Source organism: Variovorax sp. P4_B10, from assembly GCF_056402375.1.
This window is the reverse complement of record NZ_JBFUHN010000069.1, coordinates 23862-38740: the sequence shown is the minus strand read 5'-3', so window position 1 is coordinate 38740 and position 14879 is coordinate 23862. Positions and strand designations below refer to the sequence as shown.

At 66.5% G+C, this 14879-nt stretch carries 15 protein-coding genes; 3 read left to right on the top strand and 12 right to left on the bottom strand.

From position 1 onward, the window contains the following. Window positions 1–129: 129 nt before the first annotated feature. Window positions 130–687, bottom strand: coding sequence for a thioredoxin family protein (locus AC1DXX_RS25790; protein ID WP_478137058.1), 558 nt, complete (start codon window positions 685–687; stop codon window positions 130–132). Window positions 688–968: 281 nt separating this feature from the next. Between AC1DXX_RS25790 and AC1DXX_RS25785 the strand changes: the two genes are divergently transcribed. After that, window positions 969–1409 (top strand): hypothetical protein, encoded by a 441-nt coding sequence (locus AC1DXX_RS25785; RefSeq protein ID WP_478137057.1) that lies wholly within the window; start codon window positions 969–971, stop codon window positions 1407–1409. 13 nt (window positions 1410–1422) lie between these two features. On the opposite strand, the gene AC1DXX_RS25780 is transcribed toward AC1DXX_RS25785, so the two are convergent. After that, window positions 1423–2292, bottom strand: coding sequence for a helix-turn-helix transcriptional regulator (locus AC1DXX_RS25780; RefSeq protein WP_478137061.1), 870 nt, complete (start codon window positions 2290–2292; stop codon window positions 1423–1425). Window positions 2293–2474: 182 nt separating this feature from the next. Between AC1DXX_RS25780 and AC1DXX_RS25775 the strand changes: the two genes are divergently transcribed. Further along, window positions 2475–3269: a fumarylacetoacetate hydrolase family protein gene (locus AC1DXX_RS25775; protein ID WP_478137056.1), complete on the top strand. Its 795-nt coding sequence runs from the start codon at window positions 2475–2477 to the stop codon at window positions 3267–3269. Between the two features lies 1 nt (window position 3270). Here the strand turns inward: AC1DXX_RS25775 and AC1DXX_RS25770 are convergent, their stop codons facing one another. The 5 genes from AC1DXX_RS25770 to AC1DXX_RS25750 are packed head-to-tail and all read right to left on the bottom strand — an operon-like array spanning window position 3271 to window position 7627. After that, a complete protein-coding gene (locus AC1DXX_RS25770; RefSeq protein WP_478137055.1) occupies window positions 3271–4284 on the bottom strand; it encodes a TRAP transporter substrate-binding protein in 1014 nt (337 codons plus the stop codon). A gap of 24 nt (window positions 4285–4308) precedes the next feature. Then, window positions 4309–5589, bottom strand: a complete 1281-nt coding sequence (locus tag AC1DXX_RS25765; RefSeq protein ID WP_478137054.1) for a TRAP transporter large permease — start codon at window positions 5587–5589, stop codon at window positions 4309–4311. Then, window positions 5586–6149 carry a TRAP transporter small permease gene (locus AC1DXX_RS25760; RefSeq protein ID WP_478137053.1) on the bottom strand — a complete coding sequence of 188 codons (564 nt, stop codon included), beginning with the start codon at window positions 6147–6149 and terminating at the stop codon, window positions 5586–5588. Before AC1DXX_RS25760 ends, AC1DXX_RS25765 begins: the two co-directional genes overlap by 4 nt. Next, the gene (locus AC1DXX_RS25755; protein ID WP_478137052.1) at window positions 6146–6601 is read right to left on the bottom strand and encodes a type II 3-dehydroquinate dehydratase; all 456 of its coding nucleotides are present in this window, start codon (window positions 6599–6601) and stop codon (window positions 6146–6148) included. Before AC1DXX_RS25755 ends, AC1DXX_RS25760 begins: the two co-directional genes overlap by 4 nt. Before the next feature lie 18 nt (window positions 6602–6619). Further along, on the bottom strand, window positions 6620–7627 hold the full coding sequence (locus AC1DXX_RS25750; RefSeq protein WP_478137051.1) for a TRAP transporter substrate-binding protein: 1008 nt from the start codon (window positions 7625–7627) through the stop codon (window positions 6620–6622). 119 nt (window positions 7628–7746) lie between these two features. On the opposite strand from AC1DXX_RS25750, the gene AC1DXX_RS25745 reads away from it, so the two are divergent. Then, complete coding sequence (locus AC1DXX_RS25745; RefSeq protein WP_478137050.1) at window positions 7747–8529, top strand: IclR family transcriptional regulator; 783 nt, start codon at window positions 7747–7749, stop codon at window positions 8527–8529. A 41-nt stretch (window positions 8530–8570) separates the two neighbouring features. Here the strand turns inward: AC1DXX_RS25745 and AC1DXX_RS25740 are convergent, their stop codons facing one another. The 5 genes from AC1DXX_RS25740 to AC1DXX_RS25720 are packed head-to-tail and all read right to left on the bottom strand — an operon-like array spanning window position 8571 to window position 14737. After that, window positions 8571–9821, bottom strand: a complete 1251-nt coding sequence (locus tag AC1DXX_RS25740) for a sterol desaturase family protein (RefSeq protein ID WP_478137049.1) — start codon at window positions 9819–9821, stop codon at window positions 8571–8573. Next, on the bottom strand, window positions 9722–10807 hold the full coding sequence (locus AC1DXX_RS25735) for a GNAT family N-acetyltransferase (RefSeq protein WP_478137048.1): 1086 nt from the start codon (window positions 10805–10807) through the stop codon (window positions 9722–9724). Before AC1DXX_RS25735 ends, AC1DXX_RS25740 begins: the two co-directional genes overlap by 100 nt. Continuing rightward, on the bottom strand, window positions 10798–11664 hold the full coding sequence (locus tag AC1DXX_RS25730; RefSeq protein WP_478137047.1) for a hypothetical protein: 867 nt from the start codon (window positions 11662–11664) through the stop codon (window positions 10798–10800). Before AC1DXX_RS25730 ends, AC1DXX_RS25735 begins: the two co-directional genes overlap by 10 nt. After that, on the bottom strand, window positions 11661–12899 hold the full coding sequence (locus AC1DXX_RS25725) for a multidrug effflux MFS transporter (protein ID WP_478137046.1): 1239 nt from the start codon (window positions 12897–12899) through the stop codon (window positions 11661–11663). Before AC1DXX_RS25725 ends, AC1DXX_RS25730 begins: the two co-directional genes overlap by 4 nt. After that, the gene (locus AC1DXX_RS25720; protein WP_478137045.1) at window positions 12893–14737 is read right to left on the bottom strand and encodes an AMP-binding protein; all 1845 of its coding nucleotides are present in this window, start codon (window positions 14735–14737) and stop codon (window positions 12893–12895) included. Before AC1DXX_RS25720 ends, AC1DXX_RS25725 begins: the two co-directional genes overlap by 7 nt. Between the last annotated feature and the right edge of the window lie 142 nt (window positions 14738–14879).

Genomic DNA, 14879 nt, shown 5'->3' with positions numbered 1-14879 from the left:
CGCAGCGAAATAAAGGAGGAGGCCTGCGGCCCTAGGCCGCGCCGGGGGACATTCGCGGAGCAGAGCACACCGTCGGCGGGATCGCGCCCCGAACGCACACTCCGACGAATCGAGAACCAAGGTTTCATTTCAGAACCCCGCTGGCGGCTGCTCCGCCAGCAGCGCCTGGATCTTTTTCTCGGTCGTTCCGTAGCTGCCCTCGCCGAAGTGCGAGTAGACGATGCGGCCCTGCTTGTCGATCAGGTAGACCGCCGGCCAGTACTGGTTCCTGAACGCCTTCCAAGTCGCGTAGTGGTTGTCCTGCGCCACGGCATGCTTGATCTGCAGCCGCTGGATCGCGTCCTGGACGTTCTTCGTGGACTTCTCGTACGCGAACTCAGGCGTGTGCACGCCCACCACGACGAGGCCCTTGTCCTTGTACTTCTCGTTCCAGTCCTTGACGTAAGGCAGGTGGTTGAGACAGTTGATGCAGGTGTAGGTCCAGAAGTCGACGAGCACCACCTTGCCGCGCAGCGCTTCCAGCTTCAGGGGCGGGGAGTTGAGCCATTGGTCGATGTTCTGGAACTCCGGCGCCTGCTGCGCCTGGCCGGCGGGCGTATCACCCCCGAGCGGAGGCGCGGCGAACGTGAGGACGGCCACCGAAGCCGCGAGGGCCGCGATGGCAATGGCGAGGCGAGAAGGCTTCATGGCGAATTCCTTGGAGAAGCGAGGCGGTTTGTCGAGGGAACGATCGGATTGTTCGCCGTGCCTCCTCCCGCGGGCATGCATTGCGTATGCCTCTGTGTCGGCCCTGGAAACCGCACACACTGCGTTTCACAACCTGGGCGGATTTCCCGCGCCGCGTCAGCATGTGCTTACGGCCGCTCCCCCTGGCGTCCTACCGCCTCGATGCCACCGTTTTCTAGGATGGGTTCGGCGCCGGACCTCCCGCGAGAACGAACCCCAACACCGGCGTCAAGGAGATGACCATGCAAAAGCTCATGTGGATGTCGGTGTGCGCGGCTGCCTCGTGCCTGATGGCCCTTCCGGCACATGCGCAGATGAATCCGCCTCCATCGGCGGCAGTCGACCCGGCCATTGCGGAACTCCAGGCCGGCCGCGACAAGATTGCGGCCGACTACAAGGCCGACAAGGCCGCATGCGATGCCATGAAGGACAACGCGAAGGACGTCTGCGTCGAGGAAGCCAAGGGCAAGGAAAAGATCGCCAAGGCCGAGCTCGACCAGAAGGTCCGGCCCAGCGACAGCAACGCGCGCAAGGTGGCCGAGGCCAAGGTGGATGCCGCCTACAGCATTGCCAAGGAAAAATGCGACGACCAGAAGGGCGACGCGAAGTCCGCCTGCGTGAAGCAGGCCAAGGCGGACAAGACCAAGGGCATGGCCGACGTCAAGGCGATGAAGAAGAAGTAGCAGTCGATGGCCGTCAGTCGGCGCTCACGTCCTGGCGAAACTGCCGCGGCGTGACGCCGACCTGCTGCCTGAAGCGGCGACTGAAATAGTCGGCATCGCTGAAGCCGCATTGCAGCGCGATGTCGCCGATGCGCACGCTCGAGGTCAGCAGCAGTTCCTTCGCGCGCTCCAGCCGCCGTTCGGTGACGAGTTCGGTGAAGGTGCGGTCGGTCTGCTTCTTCAGCAGGTGCGCGAGGTAGTTGGGCGACAGCATCGCCGCGGCGGCGGCCTCGTTGAGCGACATCTCTTCGCCGAGGTGCTCGCGCACGTACCGCATCACCCGTTGCAACGCGTCGCGCCGCGAGCTGCGTCCGCTGTGGCGTGCGGCCTGTTCCAGCAGTTGTGCTTCGTGCCGCTGGCAGGTCAATGCCATGACCTGCAGCAGGATGCCGCGGATCGCACCCACGGTGGCGAAACCGCGCTTCCGGTTCAGCGTGGAGAGTTCGTCGAGCCAGCCCAGGATGCGTGCGAAGTCCGCTTCGTCGAAACGGAAGTCGACGTACTCCTGGAACAGGAAGGGTGCCAGCTCCGGATGGCGCGCCACGGGCACTTCCTCGAGATCGAGTGGCTCGACGGCCAGTTCCGGCCAGAGAAAGCCCTGGTCGAAATTCACGATGGCATAGCGCGCGCCTGCGGGGTGCGGCACCACGTGCACCCGGTACGGCAGCACGAAGCTCAGGTGCCCGGCGCGAAACGGCCGCACCGCACCGCCGATGAGCTGCTGCCCGCCGCCGTCGATGCTCACCTGGATCTGGAAGTACTCGTGCCGGTGCGGGCGCGCCAGCACGTCGCGCGCGCCTTCGAAGCGGATGTCGAAGTCGAGGTGGTTCGCACGCTCCTGCATGCCGTAGAGGCGGGAGCTGGACTGGGGAGCCGGCATGGCGCGATGGTAAGGGCAGCAAGGGCAGCCTCGGGCGTGTTGCTTGCGTCCTGTTTTTGCGTAGATGCGTGCGGCGCCGCGGCGGCGCACCATCCCAGAATCGATCGTTCGATCGCTTTCACCAGAAAACCAGAAGGAGACAGGCCATGTCCAGTTCATCACGTCGCGGCCTGCTGGCCGGTTCGGCCGCCATGGCCACGGGCGCCATCGCCGGTTGCGCGCTGCCGGCAGGCGCCGCACGCTCGCCCCGGACGCCCTTCGATGTCGCCGTGTCGACCGTGCCGATCGCCGGCAGCGAGCAGGTGTACCCGGTGCGCCGCATCTATTGCATCGGCCGCAACTACGCAGCCCATGCGCGCGAGATGGGTTCGGACCCGACCCGCGAACCGCCCTTCTTCTTTCAGAAGCCGGCCGATGCGATCCAGGTCGTGACGCCCGGCACGGTGGCCGACCACCCCTACCCCACGCTGACCAAGAACTACCACTACGAGGTCGAGCTGGTCGTCGCGCTGGCCAAGGGCGGCAGCAACATCCCCGCAGCCAGTGCGCTCGATCATGTGTACGGCTATTCGCTCGGCCTGGACATGACGCGCCGCGACCTGCAGCGCGAGATGGGCGACCAGAAGAAGCCCTGGGAGATCGGCAAGAGCTTCGACCATTCGGCACCCATCGGGCCGATCCACCCCGTGGCCAAGGTCGGCCACTTCGCGGACGGCGCCATCTGGCTCAAGGTGAACGGCCAGACCAAACAGAGCGCCACGCTCAAGTACATGATCTGGTCGGTCGCGGAGCAGATCAGCCGCCTGTCGCAGGCCTTCGAGCTGCAACCCGGCGACATCATCTATTCCGGCACGCCGGAAAACGTGGGCCCGGTGGTGCGCGGCGACCTGATCGAGATCCACATCGACGGCTTGCCGAACCTGTCGGTCCGGATCGTCTGAGCTACTTGCGGACCTTCTCGATTTCCGCCATCAGTTCCTTGACGGTGGGCTCGCCCACCGACGCGGTGTACTTGTCGATCACCGGCTTCACCTTGGCGCGCAGCTTCGCCATTTCGTCCGGCGGCAGCTCCGAGACGGTCATGCCTGCCTTCTTGAGCGCCTCGAGCGCGCTGTCGGCGGCGCCGCGCGATGCCTGGCGCTGGAACGCGGTCGATTCGTCGGCGGCCTCGGTGATGATCTTCTTCTCGTCGGCGCTCATGCCGTCCCAGGTCTTCTTGCTGATCAGGAGCGCCTGCGGGTTGTAGATGTGGCGGGTCTGCGTGATGTACTTCTGCACCTCCGCGAACTTGGACGAAAGGATCGTCGTGTTCGGGTTCTCCTGCCCGTCGACCGCCTTCTGGTCGAGCGCCGGATAGAGCTCGGGGAACGGCAGCGGCGTGGCGTTGGCGCCCAGCGCACTGAACATGTCGATGTAGATCGGCGACTGGATCACGCGGATCTTCAGGCCCGCGATGTCGTCCGCCTTCACGACCGGCCGCTTGCTGTTGGTGAGGTTGCGAAAGCCCAGGTCCCAGTAGCCCAGGCCGTGCAGGCCCTTCTCTTCGAGCTTGGCCATCAGCTTCTGCCCGAAGGGTCCGTCGGTGACGGCATCGGCTTCCTTGCCGCTGTTGAAGAGAAACGGAAAGTCGTAGGCCGCGAATTCCTTCACCTGCGCGGAGAGGATGCCGGCGTTGAGCACGGTCATCTCGACCGTGCCGCCCTGCAGCGCGGACACGGTCTGCAGATCGCCGCCGAGCGTGCCGCCCGCGAACAGCTTCACCGTGATCTTGCCGCCGGACTTGGCCGCGACGAGGTCCGCGAACTTCTGCGCCCCCTGCGCCTGCGGGTGACCGGTCTGGTTCTGGAATGCGAACTTGAGCGTGCGCTCCTTGACCTGCGCGCCGGCACCGGCCGTCGCGAACACGGCGAATGCCGCAACGGCCGCGGCCAGCAGCTTCTGCATCGAACTCTTCATGGTGAAGTCTCCTTTTTGTCTTTTCTATCCGTGGAAGAACCTGGCCGGCCACGTCACCAGCCATGGGAACAGCACCATCAGGAACATGACGGCGAACTCGGCGATCATGAAAGGCACCACGCCGCGCGTGACGTCGTCCATCGAGATTTTTCCGACGCCGGCCACCACGTTCAGCACCGTGCCCACCGGCGGCGTGACCAGCCCGATCGAGTTGTTGATGATGAACAGCACGCCGAAGTAGACCGGGTCGATGCCGGCCGCCCTCACGATCGGCATCAGCACGGGCGTGAGGATCAGGATGGTCGGCGTCATGTCCATCGCGGTGCCCACGATCATCACGAGCACCATGATCGCGATCATCAGCAGGATCTGGTTGCCCATGAACGGCTGCAGCAGGCCCACCACCTTCGAAGGCAGGTCGGCCACCGTGATGAGCCATGCGCTCACCATGGCCGCGGCGATCAGGAACATCACGATGGCGCTGGTCTTGGCCGCGCTCACGAAGACGCCGTAGAGGTCTTTCCAGGTGATCTCGCGGTAGACGACCGTGGACACGAACAGCGCATACACGGCCGCCACCACGGCGGCTTCGGTCGGCGTGAACACGCCCATGCGCAGGCCCACCAGGATGATCACCGGCAGCATCAGCGCCCAGAGCGCCTTGCGGAACGCGGTGAAGATCTCGGCCGACGACTGGCGCGGCGGCGGCACGATCTTTTCGCGGCGCACCAGCCAGGCCCAGGTGAGCCAGAGCGCGCCGCCGATGAGCAGGCCGGGCACGATGGCCGCGAGGAACAGCTTGGAGATCGAGACATTGGCGGCCACGCCGAAGATCACGAGCCCGATGCTCGGCGGAATGACCGGCCCGATGACGCCGGTGGCCGCGATGAGCCCGCCCGCGCGCGCCTTGTCGTGGCCCGCCTTGACCATCATCGGCAGCAGCAGCGCGGTGAGCGCGGCGGCGTCGGCCACCGCCGAACCCGAGAGCGCCGAGAGCAGGCAGCCCGCCATGATGGTCACGTAGCCGAGCCCGCCCTTCACATGGCCGACCAGCGCGAGCGCGAAGTCGACGATGCGCTTGGACAGGCCGCCGACGTTCATGATCTCGCCGGCCAGCATGAAGAACGGAACGGCCAGCAGCGGAAAGCTGTCGGCGCCGCCGATCACGTTCTGCGCGAGGATCTGTGCGTCGAACAGGTCGAGGTGCCACATCAGCGCCACGCCGCTGGCGAGCAGCGAGAACGCGATGGGAATGCCCATCGCCATGGCGAGAAGCAGGGCGCCGACGAAGACGAGGATGGTCATTTGCGCGCCCCCGGGACGTCACCTTGCGCGCCCAGGATCTGCTGGAGCTGAACCGCCTCTTCCGACTCCTGGACCATCACGAGGTCGCTCTCGGCGATGCGGCCGGTGAACAGCCGCAGCAGGTCGAGCGCCAGGATGAATGCGGCCAGCACCGAGAACACCACGCCCGAGCCGTAGACGACGGCCATCGGCGCGCCGGTGACCGGCGCCGTGACGTCCCAGTTGATGCGCGCCTGCGCCACGCTGCCCTGGAACAGCAGCCAGACGATGTAGAGCATCACCCCATGCCCCACCGCCAGGCAGATCTTCTTGCCCATGGGCGGCAGCTTCTGCACCACCATGTCGACGCCCAGGTGGCCGTGCTCCTTCAGCGCGACCACCGCGCCGAGAAAGGTCATCCAGATGAACAGCCAGCGCGAGACTTCCTCGGACACGGTGATGCCCGAGTTGAATCCGTACCGCAGCACCACGTTGCCGAAGACGAGCACGACCATGACGGCGAGTGCGGCCGCAATCAGCGCTTCGATGCCGGTGCAGCATCGGTCGATCCATCGGTTCATGATGTTGCCGTCGCCTCGGCCTGCTTCTGCATCTCGACCAGCGCGCGCAGCGCGGCCAGGTAGGACAGCGGACCCAGCCCCTGGATCGTGCCCCTCACTGCCGGCGAGATGATCGAATGCGCGCGCCACGCCTCGCGCGCGGCGATGTTCGACATGTGGACCTCGATGGTCGGAAACGGCATGGCCTTGATCGCATCGTGCAGCGGCACGCCGTGCTGCGTGAGGCCTGCGGGGTTGACCAGCGCGCCCTGCGCATCGTCGATGTGGGTGTGCAGGAAGTCGACCAGGTCGCCTTCATGGTTCGACTGGATCGTGTCCAGCGCCACGCCGAGTTCGTCCGCGAGCGCCTGCAGCTGCGCATTGATTTCGGCCAGCGTGGTCTTGCCGTAGATGTGGGGTTCGCGGCGGCCGAACAGGTTGAGATTCGGGCCGTGCAGGACGAGGATCTTCATGATGGGCTTCGGTGGGGCTTACTTGCGGATGCGCGCGAGCTCGTCGGTGTAGAGCTTGACGATGGCGGGGTCGTAGCTCGCGGCGAAGCGCTCGGTGACGGGCTTGGCGATCTGCCGCATGCGGGCCTGCTCGGCGGGTGCCACCTCGTTGAACTGCGCGCCCTTGGCCTGCAGGTCGCCCACGGCACGCTGGGCGGCGGCGCGGCTCACCTGGCGCTGGTAGCCGCGCGACTCGTCGGCGGCCTCGCGCATCATCTTCTGCTCGGCGGGGCTCAGCGAGTCCCAGAACTTCTTGCTGACCAGCACGATGTTGGCCGCATACACGTGGTTCGTGGCGCTCACGAACTTCTGCACCTCGAAGAACTTGTTCGAGAGGATCACCGCATACGGGTTCTCCTGGCCGTCGACCGCCTTGGATTCGAGGGCGCCGTACAGCTCGGCAAAAGGCATCGGCACCGGATTGGCCTTGAAGGCCTTGAAGGTCTCGAGGAACACCGGATTCGGAATGACGCGGATCTTCAGCCCCTCCAGGTCCTCGGGCCTGGTGATGGGACGCTTGCTGTTCGTGACGTTGCGAAAGCCCAGGTCCCAGTAGCCCAGCGCGACGAGCCCCTTCTCCGGCAGCTTCGCGATCAGCGCCTGACCCAGCGGGCCGTCGAGCAGCGCATCGGCCTGCGCGAAGTTGTTCACCGAGAACGGGAAGTCGACCAGGCCGAACTCCTTGACGATGCCCGCGAGCGAGGTCGTGGCCGGTGCGGACATCTGCTGCACACCGCCCTGCAGCGCCGACTGCTGCTGCATCTCGTTGCCGAGCTGAGAGGCCGGGAACTCCTGCACCTTCATCTTGCCGCCGCTCTTGGCCGCGAGCAGTTCGGCAAAACGCTTCACGCCGAAGCTCACCGGGTGGTCGGCATTGTTGAGGTGGCCGAAGCGGATCACGCGCTCCTGCACGTCCTGTGCGAAGGCTGGAATGACCAAGGCGAGGGCCAGGCCGGCGACAGCCAGCGAGCGATGAAGCTTTCTCAAGATGGTCTCCAGCAAAGTGATGCCGGCACGATCTTAGGATCAATGTGGAAAGTATTTCCACTAGTGAAAACACTTGGCAAAAACGCTAGAGTTGCGGCTGCCCCCATCCTTCGAACGACATGACCGCCATCCTCGAACGCAGCTTCAAGGTCCTTGAACACCTGGCCGGCCACCCCGAGGGCCGCGCCCTTTCCGCGCTCTCCGCCGAGCTGGACATGCCCCTGAGCGCCACCCATCGCCTGCTGAGCGAACTGGTCCGCTGCGGCTACGTGCGGCAGGACCAGAGCCATGGCGACTACATGCTCACGATCAAGCTCGTGTCGCTGGGCCTGAGCTTCCTGAGCAACAGCGGCATCGTGGACATCGCCCAGCCCCTGCTGGACAGGCTCGCGGGCAGGTCGGGCGAGCTGGTGCGCCTGGCGGTGGTCGATGGCGACGCGCTGACGTTCGTCGCCAAGGCGCAAGGGGCCACGCACGGCTTGCGCTACGACCCGGACATGGGGCTGTCGGTCAATCTCTCGTGCAGCTCGGCCGGCCACGCCTGGCTGTCGACGATGACGGACGAGCAGGCGCTCCAGCGGGTCGCCAGGCAGGGTTTCGGCAAACCCGCGGACTACGGGCCGAAGGCGCCGACCACCGTCAAGGCACTGCTGATGTATTTGCGCGCGGCGCGCAGGCGCGGCTTCGCGATGATCAACGAGGTCTTCGCGCCGGCCATGACGGCCATGGCCGCACCGGTGCGCCCCGGCAACGGCGCGGTGATCGGCGTCATCACGATCGCGGGGCCGCTGGTGCGCCTGACGGAGGAACGCATGCTCGAGCTGGGCCCCGCGCTTCTGGAGACGGCGGACGAGCTGGCACAGGCGAGCGGTGCGTCGATGCACTTCAGGAAGCGGGCCTGAGGGGGCGATGCACCATCGGCCGCATCACACCCGGACACCGTCTAGCGCCAGGTCAGGCAGGTGGCAACCAGGCCTGCCAACGCCGCCTGCAGGCACCATGCCCAACGGGCACGGACCGCGGACTCCAGAACTGCGCCTGTGAGCCAGAGTCCCGCAACGGTTGCGCCGAGCATCGTTGCATTGATGCCGAATGCAGAGGCTCTTGCCTGCCACAGGAACATCAGAATGGCTGCGATCCAGAGCGTGAGCTGCGCGACGGCCGTCCATTGCTGGACATGCGTGAGCGGGGGGTTGTATCTTTTCACGGCATCGGCCGCGGGGAGTTGCTCGGGAAACTTCTCCGCAATGTCGGCCGGTTGCCACCCTGGCGCCTTGAACCACACACGCAACTTGTCGCGCCATCGGCGCGTGTGCCATGCCGCACGCGCCAAGGAAATGTACGGCCCCAGAAGCGCCTGCAGGGGATTCCAGCTGTCGAGTGGCTTGCGTGTCCCATAGATGCACGCCGCTTTTTCTTCGGCAAAGGTTCCGAAAAGCTTGTCCCACAGGACCAGCAAGGCACCGTAGTTGCGGTCGAGATATTCGGCGTTGATGGCATGGTGCACGCGATGGTTCGACGGCGATGAAAAGACATGGTCGAACCAGCCGAGCTTTCCGATGTGTTCCGTGTGTACCCAGTAGCCGTAGAGCAGCAGCACCAGCGCCGCGATACCGAACTTTTCCGGCGGGACGCCGATGAGCGCCATGGGAAGAAAAAAGACCCAGCCGAGCAGTGCCACGGCACTTCCCTGTCGCAGGGCGATCGAAAGGTTGAACTCCTGGCTCTGGTGATGGACGGCGTGCGCGGCCCAGAAAACTGCGCATTCGTGGCCCGCGCGGTGCACCCAATAGTTGCAGAAGTCGAACAGGAGCACCGCAGTCAACGTACCGGTCCAGCTGTTCCAGAAGTCCTGGTTCGACCAGTGCGATGTGAACCGAAAGACCACCGTATAGAAGCCGATCTGGAAGAACGGCGTGCAGACGGCCACCACCTGGCTCAGCAAACCGTGGCTCAGGTTGCTGAGGAAATCGCTGAGCCGGTAGGTGTTGCGCCGCCTGATGCAGCCCCAGGCGAATTCGCACGCGATCAGCACGGCGAACAAGGGGATGGCGTAGATGATCGTGCGGTACATGGCGCATCCTTCCGGTGTGCTCAGTTGGCATCGTCGGCGGTGGGCAAGGCCCTCCCCGCGGGTCGATAGATGGAAGCCAGCGTGTGCCGGATCAACGGGGCCAGCAGCCGCGTGACCCATCGGCTCCGGTGGCGCACGGCGATCCAGATGTCCTCGTGCTCGGCGCCGAACTTGCGCTTCATGCTGTGGTTGGTCGATCCCAGGTCGACGCTGGTGCAGCCGCTGTTCATGGCGTGCTCGATCRCACGAACGACGATCTGGTACCAGAGCTGAAGCTCCCTCGACACCTCGTAGTCCAGCCCGATCACCATGCACTTGAGCTTGGCGCCGCGCTGCATCAGCAGGCCGAACCCGATCGTCCTTTCGCCTTGCGAGATCGTCAGCATCTGCGCGGCACCACCGAGCTGCCCCAGCGCCGCAAAGAACCGGCGAGGCAAGGCCGGGGTGCGCGCTTCGCTGGCCCGCGCGTTCACCGCCAGGTAGAGCGAATAGACGGCATCGATCAGATGGTCGAAGCGCTGGTGAACCTCGACCGCGAGACCCGCCGTCTCGCCCTGCGCAAGCACCTGCCGCAGGTACCTTCGCTTCTTCGATGGCAGCGAATCGAGGAAGCTCTGCATCTGCCCGTCCGGCGGCAGCGCGAGGCGGCTCCGGTCGTAGCACATCTGCGCGATGAAGCCTGCCTCGGCCATCGAACGCATCGGCGCTTCGTCCCGGCCCGGCGAGAACTCCTTGAGCACGAGAATGTCGCAGCGCACCCCGGCCTTCACGAACGCCTCGAAGCCGGCAAGGAACGTTGCGAAGTCGAGCACGTCGGCATCGAACCAGAAGGCCTTGCCCGCGGCCACCGTACCGCCCAGCACCAGCACGCGCAGCGGAACGAAGCGCAGCACGCGCATCTCCGCGACCGAATAGCAGGCCAGCGCGCACACATGCCCTGCCGGATTCGCGGCCTGCACGAAGTGGTAAGTGGTCCCGGGTTCGGTGTCGGCCAGGAGACAGAGGAACCCGTGGTCGAGCGAGAGCTCGTTCTCCGCCACCCGTGCATTCCAGCGGTCGCGAAAATCCCCGTCGGAGGGGTCGACCGGACGAAAGATCAGGGACATGGCACCTCGGGCCGCGGCCTTCTGACCATGAGGTTGATCGTGTAGGGACCGACGCTGTTGAAGCGTGAGGCGCCGAAGCGATGCTCCCCGATCTTCTCGAAGCGGAAGTTGGAGAAAACGCGTTGGTCGTTCGTCTCGGGGCTGCTGCTCTCCAGCCGGTACACGAGGTCGAAGCGGTCCGCCAGCAGGCGGAACGGCTCGAACATGCGCCGCGAAACGCGCTGGCCCTGGTGCGCCGGCTGGACGCATCCCATCTGCGCGTAGATGCAGCGCGCCGGAAAGCCGAGGCGGTGCATCGTCTCCTCCGAGGCTCGCACCAACGCGTTCGCCGCACCCGCTGCCGCCGCCGCGCGCAGCAGCCCGTAGCTGCGCAACGCGGCGGGCGCGCCGAACGCCGCCAGGTGCCACCATGGCTCGGTGCCGGGCGCGGCCGGTGGCAGGCCCCACAGCGAAGCGCCGCGGATTTCGCGCCCCCCCGGCGCCTCCGGTGCGTCCGCGGACTCGAGCAGCACCAGTCCGCCCTCGAAGGCCGCGGCCGCGCACAGGTAGTCGATCACGCGCGCGATCTTTTCCTGCGCCCGCCGGGTATCGCCCGAGCGAACGCACGCAACCTCCGACGGCGGCAGCCATGCGAGCCAGCCCTTGTCCTGGTTGTGCACGAAGGCCTGCGCCATCAGCCGCGCGGCCGAAGCCGCCTGTGCCCTGGTGCGGGCGATCTCGACGGCGGGGCGGCCGGGCAGCGTGGCGTCTGTCGCGTTCAGTGCTGCAATGAGTTCGTGCAGGCCCTGCAGCAGCGCCGGCGCCACATTGAGCGGCCGCAGGGTCCGGGACGTCGGTGCCATGAAAGAGATGCTCATCCCGCCGTCCGCATCGGCAGCGGCGCCGCAACCGGCTGGAAGAGGCGCCCGCGTTCGGCCATTAGCACCATCGCCAGCGCCGCGCAGCCGCAGGCGATCGAGCCCAGCGTCATCGGCACCGCGGTGCCGTCGAAGCGCTGCCCGATGAAGATGCCGACCAGCGCGCCGCCGACGTTGATCACCAGGCTCTGGACCGCGGAGGCCGTGCCCGCGATGTGCGCGAGCCGCGCCATCGCGAGCGACCCGAAGTTCGCGAGCATCAGGCCGAAGCAGAACATCAACGCCGATTGCAGCACCGTGAAGATCCACGCCCGCTCCAGTCCCGACCACGCCACGGCACCGTGCACGCATGCGACGAGCAGGTAGCCCATCAGCGCGAGGTGCGAGGTGCGTCGCGCGCCGAAGCGGCCCACGACGCGCCCGTTGAGCAGCGCGGCCAACGCGACGCAGGTCGCGACCGTGCCGAACACCATCGGAAAAGCCTCGGGCGCATGGAACACGTTCGCGAACAGCTGCTGGCCCGACGTGACGATGCCGAACAGCGCCCCCACCAGCGCCGTGGACGCCAGCGTGTAGCCGAGCGAATCGCGCTGCCGCAGCACGTATCCGATCGCCCGCGCCACCGCCTGCGGCGAGAGTGGCATGCGGCGCTCCGGCGGCAGCGTCTCGGGCAGTCGCAGCGCCACCCACGACAGCAACAGCGCGCCGAAGAGCGCGATCGCGGCGAACACCCATTGCCATGACGACAGCACCAGGATCGCGTGGCCCAGCGAGGGCGCGAAGATCGGAATGCCCAGAAAGAGCATGAAGGCCAGCGACATCACGCGCACCATCTCGTCGCCCGAATGGCGGTCGCGGATGATCGACAGCGCGAGCACGCTCGCGCCACCGCCGCATCCTTGCAGAACACGCAAGGCCACGGCGGTCCCGAAGTTTCCGGCCAGTACGCTCAGCGCGGCAAAGGCCGCGTAGAGGGCGAGGCCCACGAGCATCAAGGGCTTGCGGCCGTAGTGGTCCGACAGCGTGCCGTAGATGAGCTGCGACGTGCCGAATCCGATCAGGTACGCGGTGATCAGCCACTGCCTGCGGTTGTCCTCGCCGGCATTCACCGCGGCACCGACGGCGGCCAGCGCCGGCAGCAATGCATCGATCGCCACCGCATTCACCGACATGACGGCCGCGGCCAGCACGATGAACTCCTTGGCGCCCGGCATGGCGGCGGCAGGCTTCAGCATGCGGCGACGGGGAGCGCGGCCGGGGCCTCGCCTGCCGCGAATTCGACCACGCCCGGCCGACACGTTGCGTCCGCGTACCGGGCCTCGACGAAGTCCGCGCGCCGCGAGAGAAAGCGGCGTTGATTGATCGTGCCCTTGTCGGTCAGCTCGCCGAAAGCCGCGCTCGGCGGCTCCAGCAGCACGCAGGCCCGCGCGATCGATTCGCTCGAACCCGTATGGACCGCGTTGTAGGCGGCAATGGCCCCTTCGAGAAAACGCAGCAGCGCCCCGCTGCCCGTGCCCTGCCCGCCGTCATCGGCCAGGCCTTCGAAATCCCGCCGCACCAGCTCGGCATTCAGCCAGAGGAAGACGACCAGCCGCAACCTGCCCGGTCCGGCCACCACGACGTCCTGCACCAGCGGGCCGGTGTGCGAAAGCAGGCTGGCCTTGATGCGCCCCGGCACCACCCAGATGCCGCTGCCGAGCTTGAACTCGTCGCTAGCACGGCCTTCGTAGCGCAGGCCCGCGTCGGGGTTGGCAGGGTCGACGAAGGAGACCAGGTCGCCGGTGTGGAAGAAGCCTTCGTCGTCGAACGCCTCGCGCGTTCGCTCCTCGTCGCCGAGATAGCCCGGCGTGACGTTGGGCCCCTTCACCGCCACGGCGTAGAGGCCTCGCCGCAGCGAAAGCCTGAAGCGCATGCCCGGCAGCGGCACGCCGATCTCGCCGGTGCCGGCCGTCTCGAAATGCGTGACGGCCGAGGTCGAGGTCGTCTCCGTCAGCCCCCACCCGCTGGCCCAGCGTGCGACGTGCCCGGTGCTGCGGCGGCACAGCGCATCCATGCGCCGCCAGAGATCGGCGGGCAGCGGCGCGCCGCCGTACACCAGCAGGTCGAGCCGGCGGAAGAAGGCGTCGGCGAAGGACGCGTCGGCTTCGAGATGCGGCAGCAGCGCCGCATAGCCGAGCGGCACGTTCGTGTACCAGGTGGGCGACACCTCGCGCAGGTTGCGCACGCTTTGCCCGATGTCCTTCAACGTCGGCCGGCCTTCGTCGATGAACAGCGTACCGCCGTTGCGCAGCGTCATGTTGAAGCTGTTGTTGCCGCCCGAGGTGTGGTTCCACGGCAGCCAGTCGCACAACACGGGCGGCCTGTCTTCGAGAAACTGCCAGAGCTGCGCCATCTGCTGCTGTTGCGCGCAGAGCATGCGCTGCGTGTGGATCACGATCTTGGGCAAGCCCGTGGAGCCGGAGGTGAGGAGAAACTTCGCCAGCGTGTCGCCGTCGATACGCGCCCTGCGTTCGGAGAAGCGCGCATGCGATCCGTCGGCGGCGGCCTGTGCCGCAGCGCTGTCGAGCATGTCCGGCGAGAGCCACCTGCACGCATCGACTCCGCCGAGCGACGGGCGGGGCACTGCCGCATCGGCCATGTACGCGAGACCGGGCCGTACGCGCTGCGCAATGCTCGCAATGCGCGCGAGCCCCTGCGCGCTGTGCAGGTGCACCGGCGACACCGGGACCACGATCACGCCGATGGCCATTGCCGCAAGCGACAACAGCGCATGCGCGATCGAGTTCCCTTCGATCAGCAGGATCGTGCTACCGGCGGGTGCGCCGTCCTGCAGCAGCATCCGTGCGATGGCATGCACGTTTGCGCGCGCCTGGGCGTAGCGCAAGGTGCGCCATGCCTCGCCATCGCGCTCCGCCAGGAATACGCGATCGGGTGCATTGCATGCCCATGCGTCGAGATGGTCCAGCAGCGTTTGCGGATGCGATCTCAACGGCTGCCGGGTCGCGTAGAACACGTCGCCCGCGCGGTGGTGCGTCATCACCGTCGCAGCAGGCGCCAGACGTGGCGAACTCATGATTCCATCCCTCCTCGATCGGAACGGCCCGATGTCAGCGCGTGTTTTTACGTCAAAGCGAATGCGTTGAGTGCGGCACGAATACTTTGTGCCGCTACGCCATCAGGCGTATGGCTGCACTCTGCGCGTGACAACACCATGA